This is a genomic window from Streptomyces sp. SCSIO ZS0520, assembly GCF_025643355.1.
Classification (GTDB): domain Bacteria; phylum Actinomycetota; class Actinomycetes; order Streptomycetales; family Streptomycetaceae; genus Streptomyces; species Streptomyces physcomitrii.
In genome coordinates this window covers 6,253,794-6,271,089 of sequence record NZ_CP092644.1, presented here as the reverse complement: position 1 = coordinate 6,271,089, position 17,296 = coordinate 6,253,794, and the positions used below count along the sequence as shown (strand labels likewise).

Genomic DNA, 17,296 nt, shown 5'->3' with positions numbered 1-17,296 from the left:
GGCCCCACTCGGGGCCGCGGAAAATCGGCGGGGCCGCGCGAAAACCACACCGTGAAGCCCGCATCGAGTAATAATTAAAAGGCAGACAAAAACCCTGCAATCAGGGAACCGTCACTACGCGTTGTGAACGAGTGTGGCCCTGGTCACGTTTTAAAGCGGACGCAGACCCTCACCTCTCGCAGCATTACACAGGGAATAGTGCGCCATTTCCGTTTTCTGCCCCCGGAGTATGCGGGCACGCACCGTAAGGGGCGGTTGACCGTCCGGAGCGCCGCATTTAGCTTCGGTGCCATACGGAAAACGCAGTGAGAGCGCACGAATAGGCAGGCGGAGAAATTATTCCGTACCGCTGCCGCGGCCCTTTTGGCGGGGCCCGAGTAGCGGGTCCCGCCCCGGCAGAGTCCGGAAATTCGCCTCCTCCCCCCACCTGCGAAAGGGCTCTACCGGCATGCCCGAAACGCATTTCCCCGCAAGCCAGGCCGAATGGGTCCGCACCTGCCTCGACCTGTCCCCCGAGGGGGCTGCCTTCTGGCTGGCCTCCCTGGAGGAGGTCTGCGCGGCGGCGGTGGCCCCGGCCGCGGCGGCGGTGGACGAGGAAGGGGAACCTCCGTTCGCGGCGCTGAAGGCCCTCGCGGAGATCGGCGCCTTCGGGGTGCAGATCCCGCGTGAACAGGGCGGACTCGGCTTCGGGAACGCGCTGGCCGCCCTGGTGGTGGAGCGGACCGCGCGGTCCTGCGCCTCGACCGCGGCGATCCTGATGTTCCACTACCAGGTGGTGCACCGGACCCTCGGGCACGCCCCGGCCGAGGTGCGCGAGCGGCAGCTGCCGCCGATGGCCACCGGGGAACTGCTCGCCGCGAGCGCCTGGACCGAACCGGGAGCGCGGACCAAGACCGATGTACGCACCCGGCTCACCGAGCGGGCCGGCCGGCTCACCGTGACCGGCACCAAGACCTACTGCACCGGCCTCGGCACCGCCGGGGTGATCGACGTCCTCGCCGACGCCCGCACCGAGCAGGGCCAGGGGCCCACCTTCGTACGGGTGCCCGCCGACGCGCCCGGGGTCGGCCGCGACGAGGTCTACCGGATGCTCGGCCTGCGCGGCACCAGCACCGGCACCGTGGTGCTGCGCGAGGCCGAGGTGGAGGAGTCGGCGGTGCTCGGCGGCATCGGCAGCGCCCCGGCGCTGATGCGGGCCAACCACGAGACCCCGCTCAACCCCGGGCTGCTCGCCCTCGGCATCGCCTCGGCCGCGCTCGGCACCGTCACCCGGGCCGCGCTCCCGCCGCAAGCGGAACGCGAACCGGAGGCCAAGCCGCTCTCCCAGGCCAGGACCCTGCAACTCGCCCGGAGCACGCTGGCCCTGGACGCCGCCTACGCCTACGCCGGCCATCTTCTGAGCCGGGCGGCGCGCTTTCCCGAGCAGGCGCATCTGGCGGCCAGCCAGCTGAAGGCCTCGGCGACCGGCACCGCGGAACAGGTCACCCGGGAACTCCTGCATGTCGCGGGTTCCCGCGGATTCCTGGCCGATTTCGCACTGGAACGCCATCTGCGGGACGCGCAGGCCACCGCGCTGATGGGACCGGGAAACGAACTCTGCCTGCAACGCGTCGCCGACGCACTGGCGTGACGAGAGAAAGCGGCAGCGGAAGGAAACGCATGACGACAACCAGCGAGCACCCGGCACCCCCGCACCTCAAGCCGCCGACCATCGGCGCGGGCTTCCTCTACCACTGCTCCCCGGAATTCGCCCGGCTGTACGGAGAGCTCGTCGCCTGCGGCGGACGCATCGACTTCGTCGAATACCTCGCCACCCACTTCGGCTCCGATGTGGAGTACGTCGCCGAGGTCAACGCCGGGCTCGGGAACCCGCCCTCCACGCTGCACTGCTACGAGTACATGATCGGCAGCGTGGACCGCCCCGACGCGGCCACCGTCGCCAAGCTCCAGCGGATGGTCGAGGCCGCCAACTGCCAGTACATCGGCGAGCACGTGGGCATGATGGGCACCACCGAGCAGTACTCGGGGACCTTCCTGCAGCCCTTCGGCACCGACGAGCAGACCGAGACCTTCATCCGCAATCTGCGCGAGGTCAAGGAGCAGGCTGGCTGCGCGCTCACCATCGAGAACCAGTCCCAGGTCTACAACCGGATCGGCCCGCGCTCCATCTGCGAGCAGGTGCGCGACATCGCGGTCGGCGCCGATGTCGGCATCCTGCTCAGCCTGTCGAACTTCATCATCGCCGAGCGCTTCGTCCCCATGGACCGCGAGCGTGAACTCTCCGCGATCCCGCTGGAGTACGTCTGGCAGGTGCACCTGCCGCTGGGCAACGCCGCCCAGCTCAACGACCCGGACCTCGGTCTCGACTGGCGCCGCGCCGAGCAGCGCTGGGCCAACGAGACGCTGGTGCAGCTCTTCAAGGAGCCCTCCTTCAAGCCGGTCTCGGTGGTCTTCGAGATCGAGGACGCCGGCACCCCCTCGCACGCCACCCCGGAGGAGCTGCGGGACGCCCTGGAGTGGGCGCGCGAACTCCTCGGCGAGGACACGAAGGTGGAGGTGCGCTGATGGCGCTGCGCGATGTGCAGGTCTTCCTCGCCGAGTACGTGCGCGACCGCGGGGTGCGCGAGCGCTGCCGCGAGGAGGGCGGGCTCGACGCGGTCCTCGGCCCCCGCGCCCTCACCGCCGAGGAGCGGCGGCTGATCACCACGATCGACCTGGACGACCTCAGCAAGGTCGCCGAGACGGTGCTGCGGGAGCGCTTCGACCGGCTCAGCTCGGTCTTCGCCCTGCTCTTCGAGCACCTCGCCCCGCACACCGACGTCTCCGCCCTCTACCGCCGCTTCGACGACGAGCACCGGCACGGCTGGTGGCAGCGGCGCCGCGAGATCCGGCGCTTCGAGGCCTATGTCTCGGACTTCATCGTCCGCGAGCAACTGCCGCCCTACCTCCTGGACCTGGTCCGCCTCTGCGCCTACATCACCACCGTCGCGGAGTCCCCGAAGGCGGCGGCCCCCGCCCACGCCGACCTGCCCGGGGCCGAGGCGGTGCGCGCCAACTACGCGGTGCGACTGCGCCGTCCGTACGCCGTGCTGAGCATGCGCTACGACGTGCTGCCGCTGCTCGACGAGTCGGACACCGTGCAGCTGGTCACCACGCCCACCCCGCGCCGGGTCCTGGTCCAGCGCAGCTGGCAGGAGCACAAGCGCTGCCAGGTCTTCGACCTCGGTGCGGAGCCGCTGGTCGAGGCGATCGGCGAGGAGCTGCTGACCGTGGGCGAACTCGCGGGCAGGCTCCCCCAGTTCGGCCATGCCGAGCTGTACGAGGAGGTCGCCGCCCTGCACCGGGACGGCATCGTGCACCTCGTCGTCCCCCCAGAACTCGCTGGTGACCTCGCCCTGCGGGGCGCGGTCTGACCAGTGGGAGCGCCTGCCCCGGCCCGGGCCGAGGCGGAGCGCTGCTGTCGAAGAACCGGCGATTCCCGCCGGACCGCCCAAGGAATGAGGAGAACACCATGCAGAAGCGTCGCAGCGCAGGCCCCGGCACCATCGTGGTCAAGTTCACCGGTTCCACCGGGACCGCCGCGGCTCCGGCCGCCGCCGTCACCACCGGCACCGGCCGCCGCACCAGCGGCCCCGGCACCATCGTGGTGAAGTTCACCGGCAACAACGCCTGAACCAAGGCGACTTCGGCCCGGAGCGCCACCGGGTGAGACCCTCCCGGCGGTGCCCTGAACGGCCCGAGGAGGCGGGCGGTCCGCGCCTTCAGCTCGCGGACCGCCCGTCCCGGCGGCACCGTATGCCGCCCCCGCCTGCCACCACCAGGCCATAGAGCAACAGGCCTCGCCTCAGGCGGCGTCGACACCCCCGCCCCCCCCAACTCAGCATGCCCGCAGCCCAGTCAGAGGGAGCCTCAGCCATGCCCGTCCCCGGAGCAGACGGCGGACCCGCACGGTCCAGCGTCCTGGACCTGCTGCGCGAGCGTTCCAGCGTACGGAAGTTCACCTTGGAGCCGGTGGACCCCGAGCTGCTCGACGCGGTGCTCGAAGCGGCGCTGCGGGCGCCGACCTCCTTCAACTTCCAGCCGTACTCCCTGATCGTGCTGACCGAGGAGCGCCGCAGGAAGGAGCTGGCGGACCTCCTGCGCAAGGAGTTCGTCGGCGAGTGCGCCGCCTTCGTGCTGGTCTGCGGCGACCTCTCCGCGCTGCCCCGCAAGGGCGAGACCTACGGGGTGCCGCTCGACGACCGGCTCGCCGACGCCAGCCTCTCCGCCACCATCGACGCCTCGATGGTCGGCATGTGCCTCTCACTGGCCGCGAGTTCGGTGGGCCTCGGCTCCGTCATGGTCGGCGCGGTGCGCAACGCCCCGGCGGCGGTGGCCGAGTTGTGCGCCCTGCCCCCGTCGGTGACCCCGCTCTTCGGGATCTGCCTGGGCCGCCCCGCCGAGGTGCCACCGCCGAGGCCCCGGCTCCGCAGCGACCTGGTGGTGCACCGGGAGCACTACCGCGACGCCGCCCGCGAACGCGCCGCCCTGCCGAGCGCGGCCACCCTGCGCAAGCCCGGCGGCGACCTCTCCGCGGGCGACCTCGCCGAGTGGCGCGGCCAGGTCGTCAAGGGCCTGCGCCTCTCCCGCCGCCGGGACGAGCTGCCCTGACCGGCAGCGAACTCCCGCGTCCGCAGGGGCCGTTGAACCCCGGCACACGGCGGCGCGGCAGCACCAGACCAGCCAGACGGAGACGGAGGTGGACGGACGGATGTGCCGCATCTACGGACACATGGGCGGCGGGGCCTCGCCCGAGGACCTGCGGCTGACCGGCGCCGCGCTGCGCCACGGCGGCCCCGACGGGCACTACCTCGACGAGGGCGGCGGCTGGGCGCTCGGCGCGACCCGGCTCGCCGTGATGGCCCCCGACCAGGGCGCGCAGCCCTACCGCCACGGTCCGGTGCGGGTCGTCTTCAACGGCGAGATCTACAACCACCGTGCGCTGCGGGCCCAGTTGGCCCGGGACGGCTACCGCATCGCCGACCGGTGCGACGGCGCCGTACTCCCCGCGCTCTACCACCGCTACGGGCTCTCCTTCACCGAGCACCTGGACGGCATGTACGCGCTGGCGGTCCTGGACCTGCGCGCGGAGCCGAAGCTGGTGCTCTGCGTCGACGAGAGCGGCGTCAAACCGCTCTACTACCACCGCGACCGGCAGGGCGGCCTCTCCTTCGCCTCCGAACCCGGCGCCCTCGGGATCCTGTGCGGCGCGGGCGCCCGGCTGCGGCCCGAGGCCCTGGACACCTACCTCACCACCAAGACACCGCTCGGCCCGCGCACCGTCTTCACCGACATCACGGCGATGGAGCCCGCCGAGACCCTGGTCGTCACCCCGGGCCGCCCGCCGCGCCCCTACCGCCGCCGCGCGCCCGCCGTCCCCGCGCTGCCCGCGGGGAGCCTGACCGAGGCGGCGCACGGGCTGCGGGCGCTGCTGCGCGCGGAGACCGGCCGGCTCGCGGTGGCCGACGCCCCGGTGGCCGCGGTGCTCAGCGGCGGCCTCGACTCCTCCCTGGTGACCGGACTGCTCGCCCGCGAGATCCCCGGACTGCACTGCTTCCACATCCGCTACCGGGGCTCCTGGCCCGCCGACGAGTCCGGCCACGCCCGCACCGCGGCCCGCGCCTTCGGCGCCCGGCTGCACGAGGTCGTCCTCGACCCCGCCCGGATACCCGAGGAACTCCCGCGCACCGTACGGGCCCTGGGGCAGCCCAACGCCGATCCGATCACCGTGAGCACGCTCGCCCTCTTCCGCGCGGTGCGCGAGGCCGGCTTCACCGTCGCGCTGACCGGGGACGCCGCCGACGAACTCTTCGGCGGCTACGACCGCACCCGCGCCGCCGTCACCGCCGAGGGCGACTGGGCGGGCGGGTACGTGCGCGCCCTCGCCGCGGTGCCGCCCGCGCTGCGCGCCGCGCTCTACCACCCGGAGTACCGGGCACTGCTGCGCGGCACCACCACGGCCGAGCAGGAGCTGCTGCGGCGGCTGCGCGGCCGGGACGGCGACCGCCTCGCCGCGCTCACCGAGATCGAGACCGGCCTGCGGATGCCCGCCTACCACCTGCGCCGGGTGGACCATCTGAGCATGGCCGGCGCCGTCGAGGTGCGGCCGCCGTTCTGCCAGCGCTCGGTCACCGGCGCCGCCCGGCAGCTGCCCGGCCATCTGAAGGTGCACGGCGGCATCGGCAAGCGGGTGCTCCAGGAGGCCGCCCGCGGACTGGTCCCGGAGTCCGTGCGCACCCGCATCAAACAGCCCTTCACGCTCCCCGTCGCGGCGATGCTGACACCCGGCACCCCGCTGTTCGACTATGCCCGCGAGGTGCTGGCCCCCGCCGAACTCCGCTTGTCGGCACCGGAGTTGGACCCCGCCGCGGTCGCCCGGCTGCTCGACCGGCAGGCCGCGGCGCCGGACCCGACCTCGGCGCTCGCCGTCTGGTCGCTCCTCGTCTTCGAGCTCTGGCGGCGCGAGGCGGGCCGGCCGCTGCCCGGCCGGGCACCCGCCCGCCACGGCACGGCGGCCCGCTCCGGCACGGCCGGCGCCGTACGGGCGGAGCGTGCGGCATGACCCGCGGCTGGATCGCCTACACCTCCGGCAGCCCCTGTCCCACCCTGGTCCTGCTGCGCGAGGACGGCTGGCCCGCCCGGCGGAGCGCGCTGAGCGGACTGCTCCTCGGGGTGTACGAGACTTTGTGCGCGCGGGGCGCGGGCCACGTACTGAAGATCGCCCTGGTCTCCCCGTCCACCGCCTCCGCCGTGGGCCTCGACTACCGCTTCGTGCAGGTGGTCCCGGGTGAGCGCAACCGCCTCGAGTTCGGCGGCAGTTGCGGCCACTCCATCCTCAGCGCGGTGCTCAGCGCGAGCCGCGCCGGGACGCAGGCGCCGCTGCGGGCGGGCGACCGGGTCCGGGTGCGGGTCCTCAACAACGAGGACATCGTGGTCTGCGAGGCCCTGGAGGTCGGCCCCGCGGGCGGCCACGCCACCTTCACCGTGCGCTTCCGCCGCACCTCGCCCACCCGGCTCGGCAGCACCCTGCTGCTCGGCGAACCGGTCAGCACCCTGCCGGACGGCGGCCCGCCCTTCTCCCTGGTCTCGCTGGGCAATCCGTATGTCTTCGCGGACGCCCGGGCCTTCGGTGTGCACACGGAGGCGGAGCTGTTCGGCGCCGGGGAGCCGCTGTTCCGCCGCCTGTCGGGGCTGCGCGAGGCGGTCGCCCGGCGCCTCGGCTGGACCTCGCCCTGCTTCCCGAAGATCGCCGCGCTGCTGCCCGGCGCCCAGGGCGCCCTGACCGCCCGGGCGATCTCGGTGCCCTCCTGGCACCCCTCGCTGGCACTGACCGGCGCCACCTGCCTGGCCGCCGCGAGCGCGGTGCCCGGCACGGTACCGGCCCGCCTCGGCGCGCTGCCCGGGGAGCGGTTGACGATCCGCACCCCCGGCGGGGACTCGGTGGTCCGGGTCACCGCGAGCGCCGACCGCCTCCTGGAGGTGAGCGTCTCGCCGAAGACGGTCCGCATGGTCGCGGTGCTCGACCTCCCGGACCTGGCGCCCGCCCCCGAGCCCACCCTCTCGGCACCCTGAACAGCCCTCCCCCGCAGGCGAGTTCACCCCGCCCCAGGGCTCTCCCCCCACAACCCCGAACGGAGTGGACCGTGCACACCTCCCCCGGCCACGGCGGCCCGGCCGCCCCCGCCCCGTACGACCTCCTGGTCCGCGGCGGCACCGTCGTCACCCCGCGCGGCAGCGAGCGCGCGGACATCGCCGTCCGCGCGGGCCGGATCGCCGCGCTGCTGCCGCCGTCCGGGAACGGGAGCGGCGAGGGCCCGGCGGCGCGGGCCGCGCGGGTGCTCGACGCCTCCGGGCTGCACGTGCTGCCGGGGCTGATCGACTCCCATGTGCACTTCCGCACGCCCGGGCTGACCCACAAGGAGGAGTGGAGCACCGGCTCCCGGGCGGCGGTCGCGGGCGGAGTCACCACCGTCATCGACATGCCCAATACGGTGCCGCCGCTGGTCGAACCCGCCGAACTGGCCCGCCGCCGCGCCCTGATCGAGGGCCGCAGCCTGGTGGACTACCGCTTCCACGCGGGCATCGACACCACCCGTATCGAGGCGATGCGGGAGTGGCCGCGGGGCGCCGGGAGTTCCTTCAAGGTCTTCCTCAGCGGCCACCACACCGCGCCCACCGTGGTCCGCGAGGAGGCCGATCTGCGGCGGATCTTCGCCCTCGCCGCCGAGGGCGGCGCCACCCTGCTCTTCCACTCCGAGGACGACACCGTCTTCGCCCTCCTCGACCGCTGGCAGCCCGCCCCCACCCGGTACGCGGACTACGCGCGGCACCGGCCGCGCACCGGGGCGCTGGTCGCCACCGCGAAGCTGGTGCGGCTCGCGGCGGAGTACCGGGTGGCCACCCATGTGGTGCACGTCGCCACCCGCGAGGAGGCCGACCTGCTCGCCGCGGCCGCCGCCGACGGCATCCCGGTCACCTTCGAGGTGACGGGTCATCACCTCACCTTCGTGGACGCGGACATCAGCAGGCTCGGCCCCCGGATCAGGCTCCGCCCCGCGATCCGCGACGACCCCGACCGGCGGCGGCTCTGGGAGGCGGTCCACGAGGGCGAGGCCGCCACCATCGGCAGCGACCACTCGCCGCACACCGTCGAGGAGAAGGCCCGCCCGGTGCCGGACGTGCCGCCGGGGCTGCCCGGCGTCCAGGAGCTGTTCGGCACCGTCTGGCACGGGCTGCGCAGCCGCAGGCCCGAGGAGTCACCGGACACCCTGCTGCCGCTGCTCGCCGCCCGACTCGCCCTGCGCCCGGCCCAGTTGTTCGGCCTGGCCTCCCGCAAGGGCAGCATCGAGGCGGGCAAGGACGCCGACCTCGTCCTGGTGGACGCGGCGGCGCCCTGGACGATGACCCCCGACCGGGTGCACGCCAAGTGCGGCTGGTCCGCGTACGAGGGGGCGCCGCTGCTCGGGGTGGTGCACACCACGGTGCGGCGGGGCCAGGTCGTCTACCAGGAGACGGGCGAACGGGGCGAGTTCGGGGTCCCGGACGGGCAGTGGCTGGCCGCCCCGGAGGTCCCGGCGGGGACGGCCGCGTACGGGGGCACGGCAGCGGCGGCGTACGGACGGGCGGCGGCGGGCAACGGCCACCCGGAGAAGCCGGGGCGCGGACACGCGGAGGAGCCGGGAGACGCGTGCAGCCTGCACTAAAGTCGTCCTTCCGTGCCCGCACACCCGGGGAGGTCGCCGCACGGTGACGCGTCCAGCCGGTTCACCCGTCCTCGCCTCGCGGGATGTCGCCCTGCTCTGGGGGACGACGATCTGCGACTCCGGGGCCACCTGGATCATCCGTATCGTGATCTTCGTCCAGGTCCTGGAACACCACTCGACCTCGGCGCTCGCGGTGGTCGAACTCGTCGGCGTCCTGCCCTCCCTGCTCTTCATGCCGCTGGCCGGGACGATCGCCGACCGCTACAGCGCCCGGGTCCTCTCGCTCACCGCGATGACCGCCCAGACCCTGTGCACCGGCGCCCTCTTCCTCGCCTTCGACCACGGCCCGGCCGCCATCGCCCCGGTCTACGCCCTGCTGACCCTCGCCAACTCCCTCTGGCCGCCCGCCCGGCAGACCTGGCTCTACCTGATGGTGGCCCCGCACCAGCGCACCGCCGCCAACGGCGCGATCGGCTCGGTACAGGGCCTGATGACCGTGGTCGGCGGCGCCGCGGGCGGGGTGCTCACCGCCTGGCAGCCCGGCGGAACCATCCTGGTGGCACTGGGAGTTCAGGCCGTCGCCGTACTCGCCGTCTCCTTCGTACGGACCCCGGGGCGGACATCCGCGCACCGCACCGGCACCGACGGGCACCCGGGCCCAAAGACAGCCCAGGAGACGGCAGCCGCCCAGACGACTCCGGAGCCGGCATCAACTCAGCCCGGTCACAGGCCACATGACGGCCCCTCAACTCAGCGCCCCCACCCACCGGTTGAGGCAGACCAGGCCGCCCGTCCCTCCCTCCGCCGGGAGGTGCGCGAGGGCGTCACGGTCGTGGGCCGCTATCCGCTGGCCCGCTCCCTGATCTGGGTGGGCCTCGCCTGGGGCTTCATCAGCGGCGGCTTCAACGTCCTGGTCGCGGGCCTCGCCCTGAACGTCCTGCACGGCGACAGCTCGGTACTGAGCCTGTTCTACGTGGTGGACGGCACCGCCGTGCTGGTCGGCAGCCTCCTCGCCGCCCGCATCCGCCGCACCCGGCATCTGCGCTACTACGCGCTCGCCTATGTCGGCCAAGGCGTCTTCTGGGCACTGATGTTCACCTCGGGGCACATCTGGCTCGGGGCCGCCCTCTTCGGCGCCATGCGCCTGGTCAGCGGCGTGATCATCGCCCTGGACACCACGATCCTGCTCGACACCGTCCCGGAGGCCTTCCGGGGCCGGGTCACCAGCCTGCACATGACCAGCTACAACGCCGTCTCGCAGCTCTCCCTCGCGGTGATCAGCGGACTGCTCGCCGTGGTCGGCATCGAGCCGGTCGGCATCGCCACCGGCGTCCTGTCCGCCCTCGTCGGCCTCCTGTGGTGGATGACCACCGCCCGCCACAACCGCGCCGCCTACCTGGGCGCGGCCTCCCCGCAGCCGGCGGCGAAGACCTCGCTGCCGCGCTGAGGGCTGTCCCGTAAATGATCTTTGAGTCGCTTCGGAGATGGTCAACAGGGGTGAGACCTTTGCCGACGGCGGCCTCGGCGCCGGACTCCTCCCACGCCTTGCAGTCGTTGCGGTTCCCGGCGAGTTCTTCAGGTTCGTTCGCCAGTAGGCCGCGACCAGCAAGGTCCGGTCCTCCAGCGGAAGGCTCCACGGCCGGCCCTTGCGGGCCGTGTCCGCACCCGAGCGCCGCAGAACCGTCACCAGCTTTCCGCAGGCGCGAGGGCTCAGCCCAGGTCTCGCAGCGAACACGGCCTCTGGTCGCCTACGCCGCCCGGCTCACCCGCTGGGCGACGCCTGGCGCACGGTTGGCCGGTGCCCCGGTCCGCGAGGGACCGCGGGCTGGGGCACCGGCGCCGGTGGGCGGTCGGTCAGCGTTCGAGGAGAGCGATGCGGATGGCTCGTTCGACGTGTGCGGCGGTGTTGGCGTATCCCCCACCGTTGGGGTGAACCAGGGTGACGCGCTTGTTGATGAGGCCACAGTTCAGCGCGGTGCCGGCGAGCTTGGTGGGCCAGTAGTCCTCGGCGTCGCCGCAGATCCCCTCGACCCACTTGACGCCCGCGGGCTGGCAGGCGTCGTGGCCCACGCTGGAGGAGTAGACGTCGACGTAGCGGTCGCCGAAGAACGCGGAGACTCGCTGGATGGTGCTGTTCAGCTGCTTGAGGACGTTGTAACGGAGCCAGTCGATGTCGGCGTGCTTGATCGAGCCCAGCTCGGTGAGGGAGAGGCGGTTGCAGGCACTGGCCTCGTCCGGCAGGACGGCCGGATAGCCGACGGTGATCACCTTGGCGTTGGGTGCGGCCTCGTGCACCTTGGCCAGCATGGCGATGTACTCGTCCTGGACGCGGGCGAGCTTGTCCTGGATGCTCTCCTCGCCGGCGGGCGGGTTGATGTAGTGCTCGCGGCAGGACTCGCCGGTCTTCGGGCCCAGTTCGAGGCACTTGAGGAGCATGCCGCCGAAGGGCAGGCTGTTGCCGCCGACGCCGATGGTGACGACGTCGGTCTGGTCGCTCAGCTTGGCCCGCTGGATCTGCGGGTCGACCGCGGGCCAGCCTCCGGTGGGGGGCTGGACCGGGCTGATCGGCGTCTGCTTGGCCGTGGCGATGTTGTCGATGGTGGCGTTGCCGCAGCTGACGTTGGTCAGGTGGACGGGCTTGCCCGGCGGGAACTCGTCGAGTTCCCGCTCGACAAGACCGGGGTAGGCGCCGGTGGTGCGGTCGCAGCCGTCCCGCGACTCATCACCGAGCGCGGGCTGCGGGTCCTCGACGAAGCCGCCGGCGGTGTACGAGTCGCCCAGCGCGGCCCACTGGTACTGATCAGCCGCACCAGCGGAGCCCGCGGGCACGAGAGCGGCCGCAGACAGGGCAAGCCCGACCGCCAGCGCGCGCGTGCGCAGACGGGAGACAGGGTGTCGCATCGATCCTCCAGAATCGGCAAAAGACGCCCCGGAGCTGCAGTTTGCCCCAAATCGGCAGGCGCCTTGCGCAAGATCATCCAGGCCGCCGGTCTACCGCTTGACCGAATCGGATCTATCGGACTCGATCGAGCTAAGTAATCGGATCTTCGCGCTGCCACCTGCCACCTGCCACCTGCCACCTGCCAGCAGCCGACACAGGCGCCGTATCGGCGAGCCAGCCACGCGGGCGACCAGGCGCCCGACACAGTTTGCAGATCATTTACGGGACAGCTCTTGGCCACCGGGGCCTCGCTGCGCTGCTCCTCCCATTGCTCCCTCTCCTTGTTGCGGAAGAAGTGAGCGGAAGGACTGTCGATCTGCAGTCATACGGCGATAGCAGCCATGACCTACTGCCGGCCTGCCAGCTGTCGTCAGCTTGCTCATCGTCGAGTCGCCTTCCACAGCGACAACCTTCAAAAGCTGCGGCGCTCGGGAGCAGTTGAGCGACAGTTGTTTCTCCTGCTCCCAGGTTCACTACGGCACCATTCGAAGCCCTGGACCCGTTGACGAGATCTCATGGCCCCCTACCGACACTTGCCCCGCAGCTGCCATAGGAGATAACTCACCTATGGGCTATGAGCTCATGGAATACAGGTGACGGATTCCGCTGGTCCCCGGGCGCAGGATGGATGCGCTTTCGCAAGATCTCCTAGCCAAACGAACCTTGGCCGGAATCACCCGAGGCCAAGGAGGGAGACCAAAGGCATGCAGCTCCAGCGCCGCCAGGAATCTCCCGGGAGTCCGCCGTTCACACCACGGACTCCGAGGACACTTTGGTGAGCACCTTGCTGACCGGCTTCTACAGCACCGGCAGCGACTTCCGCAGCTCGAAGGCCGTGACCTCGCTGCGGTACTCCTCCCACTCCTGCTTCTTGTTGCGGAGGAAGAAGTCGAAGACGTGCTCGCCGAGGGTTTCGGCGACGAGTTCGCTGCGTTCCATCAGGGCGATGGCCTCGCCGAGGTTCTGCGGGAGGGGTTCGATGCCCATGGCGCGGCGTTCGGCGTCGGAGAGGGCCCAGACGTCGTCGTCGGCGCCGGGGCCGAGTTCGTAGCCCTCCTCGATGCCCTTGAGGCCCGCGGCGAGCAGGACCGCGTAGGAGAGGTAGGGGTTGGCGCCCGAGTCCAGGGAGCGGACCTCGACGCGGGCCGAGCCGGTCTTGCCGGGCTTGTACATCGGGACGCGGATCAGGGCGGAGCGGTTGTTGTGGCCCCAGCAGATGTACGAGGGGGCCTCGCCGCCCGCGCCCGCGGTGCGCTCGGAGCCGCCCCAGATGCGCTTGTAGGAGTTGACCCACTGGTTGGTGACCGCGGAGGTCTCGGCCGCGTGGCGCAGCAGGCCGGCGATGAAGGAGCGGCCGACCTTGGAGAGCTGGTACTCGGAGCCGGACTCGTAGAAGGCGTTGCGGTCGCCCTCGAAGAGGGAGAGGTGGGTGTGCATGCCGGAGCCGGGGTGCTCGGAGAAGGGCTTGGGCATGAAGGTGGCCTGGACGCCCTGTTCGAGGGCGACCTGCTTCATGACCAGGCGGAAGGTCATGATGTTGTCGGCGGTGGAGAGCGCGTCGGCGTAGCGGAGGTCGATCTCCTGCTGGCCGGGGCCGCCCTCGTGGTGGGAGAACTCCACCGAGATGCCCATCGACTCCAGCATGGTGATCGCCTGGCGGCGGAAGTCCATGCCGATGTTCTGCGGGGTGTGGTCGAAGTAGCCGGAGTTGTCGGCGGGGGTGGGGCGGCTGCCGTCCAGGGGGCGGTCCTTGAGCAGGAAGAACTCGATCTCGGGGTGGGTGTAGAAGGTGAAGCCGAGGTCGGAGGTCCGCGCGAGGGCGCGCTTGAGCACATAGCGCGGGTCGGCGAAGGACGGGGAGCCGTCCGGCATCAGGATGTCGCAGAACATCCGGGCGGTGCCGGGGGCCTCGGCCCGCCAGGGCAGCACCTGGAAGGTGGCCGGGTCGGGCTTGGCGATCATGTCGGACTCGTAGACCCGGGCGAAGCCCTCGATGGCCGAGCCGTCGAAGCCGATGCCCTCGTCGAAGGCCTGCTCCAGCTCGGCCGGGGCCACCGCGACGGACTTGAGGAAGCCCAGCACGTCCGTGAACCACAGGCGTACGAACCGGATGTCGCGCTCCTCCAGGGTGCGGAGCACGAATTCCTGCTGCTTGTCCATTGTCGACTTCCACCCATCCTTGCTGGTCAGGCCGCCGCTCCGGGGCCACGGGGGCGCCTGGAGGGCACTGAAGCATCCCATCACAGAGTTTCGGCCGCGTTGCGGGCCGCCGCCCGTGCGGACCTGGGCCCGCCGGTGCACGTCCACCGCCCATAGTGCCTGCTGATACGCCTCGCGGTGAGGCCGGGCCGCCGTCCGCTGCCGCGGGCGTCGCGGCGGGGGCGCCCTTGCCCCCGCGGGCCGCTCCTCATTGTGGGTCCCGGAGCCTGTTCCCGGCGAATTTCCCGCTCGCCTGGCCGTGGGCCACCCCCTTCGCATTACGATCAGTAGACCCGCCCGTCCCGTTTCCCGAAGGACTCACCATGGGTTCCGCCCGCAACAGCAACAACACGCGCAAGGCACGGATAGAGGAGATGCGCCGCGCCGAGCAGGCGCGTGAGCGCCGCAACCGCGCCCTCACCATCACCGGTGTCGCGGTGATCGTCGCCGCGCTGATCGGCGGCGGATTCCTGCTGGTCGCGAAGTCCGGCGACGACGACTCCGGCAAGGACGACGCGAAGGCGGAGAAGATCCCCTTCACCGTGGGCAAGGACGGCGTGACCTCCTGGGACGCGAAGAAGCTCAAGCGCGACCACGTCGGCGAGAAGGTCAGCTACCCGATGAACCCGCCGGTGGGCGGCAAGCACAACCCGGTCTGGCTGAACTGCAACGGCGACGTCTACGGCAAGGAGGTCCCGAAGGAGAACGCGGTGCACGCCCTGGAGCACGGGGCCGTCTGGGTGACGTACACCAGCAAGGCGCCGAAGGCCGACCTGGCGAAGCTGGAGGCCAAGGTCAAGAAGACCCCGTACTCCCTGATGAGCCCGATCGAGGACCAGAAGGACCCGATCATGCTGAGCGCCTGGGGCAAGCAGCGCACCGTGAAGGGCGCCGACGACCCGAACGTGAACAAGTTCTTCTCCGAGTTCGTGCAGGGCAAGCAGACGCCGGAGCCGGGTGCGGCGTGCACCGGGGGCGTCTCGAAGTGAGGCGTGCGTCATGGATCGCCGCGGGGAGCGCCGCCGTGCTGCTCGCCGCGGCGGGCGGCTTCGGCGTCGCGCTCGCCGGTGACGCCGGGGACGACGGCTCCGGGACTCCGGGCGCCGAGTCGGCGGACGCGGGCTTCGCGCGCGACATGGCGGTCCACCACCAGCAGGCCGTCGAGATGTCGTACCTGGTACGGGAGGGCACCGACAACCGTGAGGTGCGCCGCCTCGCGTACGACATCGCGCAGACCCAGGCCAACCAGCGCGGCATGATGCTGGGCTGGCTCGACCTGTGGCAGCTGCCGAAGGTGTCCGCCGAGCCGCCGATGAGCTGGATGGACATGGGCGGCATGGCCTCCGGCAAGGACGGCGCGCTGATGCCGGGCATGGCCACCAACACGCAGATGGCCGCGCTGGACAAGGCCGAGGGCAAGCAGGCCGAGGTCCTCTATCTGCGGCTGATGACCGAGCACCACAAGGGCGGCGTGCACATGGCCGAGGGCTGCGTGGACCGGTGCGAGGTGGATGTCGAGAAGCGGCTCGCCCAGGGCATGGTCGAGTCGCAGCAGTCGGAGATCCAGCTGATGGCGGAGATGCTGCGGAAGCGGGGGGCGAAGGCCGAGGGCTGAGGGCTCCGGCGGTCCACCGCCGGGCGCCTCGGACCGACCCGCCGCGGGACCCCTCGGACCAGCCGCCGCCGGATCCCTCAAGCCCGCCGCCGGACCCCTCAGGCCAGCCGCGCAAGCTCCTCGCGCCGTACCGCGCCGCTCAGCGGCTCCCCCGCGAGGAAGCGCTCCACCTCGGCCGCCGCGAAGGCGCCGAGCCGCCGGGCCTCGCTGCCCTGGGCGCCCGCGATGTGCGGGGTGACCTGGACGTTGGGCAGCGCGAGCAGGGGGTGGCCGGGCGGCAGCGGCTCCGGCTCGGTGACGTCGAGGTAGGCGTCCAGGCGGCCCTCGGCGCACTCCCTGGTCAGCGCCTCGGTGTCGACCAGGCTGCCGCGGGCCGTGTTGACGAGCACCCCGCCGTCCGGGATCAGGGCGAGCATCGCGGCGTCGAGCAGCCCGCGGGTCTCCGGGAGCTCGGGGGCGTGCACGCTCACCACGGAGCTGCGGCGGCACAGCTCGGGCAGCGTGACGAGTTCGGCGCCGAGCGAGGCCGCGTCCGCCAGGGAGACGTACGGGTCGGCGAGCAGCAGGCGGTACCCGGCGGCGGAGCCGCGCAGCGCGCGCAGCACCCGGCGGCCGATGCGGGAGGCGCCGATGACGCCGATGGTGCGGGCGTCGGTGCCGGTGCGGGCGGCGAAGGCGGGCGGGCCCTCGGTGTAGCGGGCGGCGGTGCGCAGGGCGCCCTTGGCGGCGAAGGTCACCGCGGCGAGGGTGAAGTCGACGACCGGGCCCGCGTTGGCCTCGGCGGCCGAGGAGACCAGGATGCCGCGCTCCCACACGGCGTCGCCGACCAGCGCCTTCACCGAGCCCGCCGCGTGCACCACGGCGGCGAGCCGGGGCGCCGCGGCGAGCACCTCGGCGGTCAGCGGCGGGCAGCCCCAGCTGGTGAGCAGGATCTCGGTCTCGGCGAGCACCCCCGGCACGGGGAGGCTCCCGTCGCCGGAGGGCGGTACGAGGGTCACGCTGCGTGCGAGCCGGCGGCGCAGGTCACCGGGGAGCACCTGCTCGGCCACCTCCGCGTCCATCACCATCGCGGCGCACGGCCGGTACGTCACTTACGCCCCTCTCACCTGGCGTGCACGAGCCCGGACGGGTCGCGCGCGGACGCGGGCCGTGAAATCCGGGCGCCCATGGTAAACGGTTTCCCCGGCGGAGAAACCGTTTACTACGGGGTTCACGGGGTGCGCGGAGGGGTTCGGGGGGCGCCCGGGCCGGGCCGCGCGTACCGTCGGCGCACGCCCGCGCCCACGGCGCTCGGCACGC

14 protein-coding genes are annotated in these 17,296 nt (G+C 72.2%); 11 read left to right on the top strand and 3 right to left on the bottom strand.

All coding sequences use genetic code 11. The features are described from left to right. Positions 1-448 precede the first annotated feature (448 nt). From MID12_RS25260 to MID12_RS25220, 9 genes are all read left to right on the top strand, one after another. Positions 449-1,630 (top strand): acyl-CoA dehydrogenase family protein, encoded by a 1,182-nt coding sequence (locus MID12_RS25260; RefSeq protein WP_040254188.1) that lies wholly within the window; start codon positions 449-451, stop codon positions 1,628-1,630. A gap of 29 nt (positions 1,631-1,659) precedes the next feature. Then, positions 1,660-2,565 carry a DUF692 family multinuclear iron-containing protein gene (locus tag MID12_RS25255; RefSeq protein ID WP_040254186.1) on the top strand — a complete coding sequence of 302 codons (906 nt, stop codon included), beginning with the start codon at positions 1,660-1,662 and terminating at the stop codon, positions 2,563-2,565. After that, positions 2,565-3,413: a hypothetical protein gene (locus tag MID12_RS25250; protein ID WP_040254184.1), complete on the top strand. Its 849-nt coding sequence runs from the start codon at positions 2,565-2,567 to the stop codon at positions 3,411-3,413. The genes MID12_RS25255 and MID12_RS25250 overlap by 1 nt, the downstream gene beginning before the upstream one ends. Positions 3,414-3,511: 98 nt before the next feature. Then, on the top strand, positions 3,512-3,673 hold the full coding sequence (locus MID12_RS25245) for a hypothetical protein (protein WP_159393030.1): 162 nt from the start codon (positions 3,512-3,514) through the stop codon (positions 3,671-3,673). 242 nt (positions 3,674-3,915) lie between these two features. Then, complete coding sequence (locus MID12_RS25240; RefSeq protein WP_263170920.1) at positions 3,916-4,650, top strand: nitroreductase family protein; 735 nt, start codon at positions 3,916-3,918, stop codon at positions 4,648-4,650. An 88-nt stretch (positions 4,651-4,738) separates the two neighbouring features. Beyond that, the gene (gene asnB, locus MID12_RS25235) at positions 4,739-6,601 is read left to right on the top strand and encodes an asparagine synthase (glutamine-hydrolyzing) (RefSeq protein WP_263170919.1); all 1,863 of its coding nucleotides are present in this window, start codon (positions 4,739-4,741) and stop codon (positions 6,599-6,601) included. After that, positions 6,598-7,611: a PrpF domain-containing protein gene (locus MID12_RS25230; RefSeq protein WP_063778704.1), complete on the top strand. Its 1,014-nt coding sequence runs from the start codon at positions 6,598-6,600 to the stop codon at positions 7,609-7,611. The genes asnB and MID12_RS25230 overlap by 4 nt, the downstream gene beginning before the upstream one ends. 71 nt (positions 7,612-7,682) lie before the next feature. Further along, entirely contained in the window at positions 7,683-9,242 is a 1,560-nt protein-coding gene (locus MID12_RS25225; RefSeq protein ID WP_063778703.1) for a dihydroorotase, read from the top strand. 43 nt (positions 9,243-9,285) lie between these two features. Continuing rightward, positions 9,286-10,689 carry an MFS transporter gene (locus MID12_RS25220; RefSeq protein ID WP_263170918.1) on the top strand — a complete coding sequence of 468 codons (1,404 nt, stop codon included), beginning with the start codon at positions 9,286-9,288 and terminating at the stop codon, positions 10,687-10,689. A 407-nt stretch (positions 10,690-11,096) separates the two neighbouring features. On the opposite strand, the gene MID12_RS25210 is transcribed toward MID12_RS25220, so the two are convergent. Together MID12_RS25210 and MID12_RS25205 are read right to left on the bottom strand one after the other, a co-directional pair. Then, positions 11,097-12,143, bottom strand: coding sequence for an SGNH/GDSL hydrolase family protein (locus MID12_RS25210; protein ID WP_263170917.1), 1,047 nt, complete (start codon positions 12,141-12,143; stop codon positions 11,097-11,099). Between the two features lie 838 nt (positions 12,144-12,981). Then, entirely contained in the window at positions 12,982-14,343 is a 1,362-nt protein-coding gene (locus MID12_RS25205) for a glutamine synthetase family protein (protein WP_040254181.1), read from the bottom strand. Between the two features lie 362 nt (positions 14,344-14,705). Here MID12_RS25205 and MID12_RS25200 point away from each other — a divergent pair, with 362 nt between their 5' ends. Continuing rightward, positions 14,706-15,371 (top strand): DUF3105 domain-containing protein, encoded by a 666-nt coding sequence (locus MID12_RS25200; RefSeq protein WP_040254179.1) that lies wholly within the window; start codon positions 14,706-14,708, stop codon positions 15,369-15,371. Further along, on the top strand, positions 15,368-15,997 hold the full coding sequence (locus MID12_RS25195) for a DUF305 domain-containing protein (protein ID WP_263170916.1): 630 nt from the start codon (positions 15,368-15,370) through the stop codon (positions 15,995-15,997). Before MID12_RS25200 ends, MID12_RS25195 begins: the two co-directional genes overlap by 4 nt. 98 nt (positions 15,998-16,095) lie before the next feature. Here the strand turns inward: MID12_RS25195 and MID12_RS25190 are convergent, their stop codons facing one another. Next, a complete protein-coding gene (locus MID12_RS25190; protein WP_052483246.1) occupies positions 16,096-17,058 on the bottom strand; it encodes a hydroxyacid dehydrogenase in 963 nt (320 codons plus the stop codon). Positions 17,059-17,296 lie beyond the last annotated feature (238 nt).

Bases quoted from the DNA above. Each gene is read 5' to 3' on its own strand.
- MID12_RS25250 (WP_040254184.1), top strand. From the start codon at position 2,565: ATGGCGCTGCGCGATGTGCAGGTCTTCCTCGCCGAGTACGTGCGCGAC.
- MID12_RS25205 (WP_040254181.1), bottom strand. From the start codon at position 14,343: ATGGACAAGCAGCAGGAATTCGTGCTCCGCACCCTGGAGGAGCGCGAC.
- MID12_RS25260 (WP_040254188.1), top strand. From the start codon at position 449: ATGCCCGAAACGCATTTCCCCGCAAGCCAGGCCGAATGGGTCCGCACC.
- MID12_RS25230 (WP_063778704.1), top strand. From the start codon at position 6,598: ATGACCCGCGGCTGGATCGCCTACACCTCCGGCAGCCCCTGTCCCACC.
- MID12_RS25200 (WP_040254179.1), top strand. From the start codon at position 14,706: ATGGGTTCCGCCCGCAACAGCAACAACACGCGCAAGGCACGGATAGAG.
- MID12_RS25210 (WP_263170917.1), bottom strand. From the start codon at position 12,143: ATGCGACACCCTGTCTCCCGTCTGCGCACGCGCGCGCTGGCGGTCGGG.
- MID12_RS25190 (WP_052483246.1), bottom strand. From the start codon at position 17,058: ATGGACGCGGAGGTGGCCGAGCAGGTGCTCCCCGGTGACCTGCGCCGC.
- MID12_RS25240 (WP_263170920.1), top strand. From the start codon at position 3,916: ATGCCCGTCCCCGGAGCAGACGGCGGACCCGCACGGTCCAGCGTCCTG.
- MID12_RS25245 (WP_159393030.1), top strand. From the start codon at position 3,512: ATGCAGAAGCGTCGCAGCGCAGGCCCCGGCACCATCGTGGTCAAGTTC.
- MID12_RS25255 (WP_040254186.1), top strand. From the start codon at position 1,660: ATGACGACAACCAGCGAGCACCCGGCACCCCCGCACCTCAAGCCGCCG.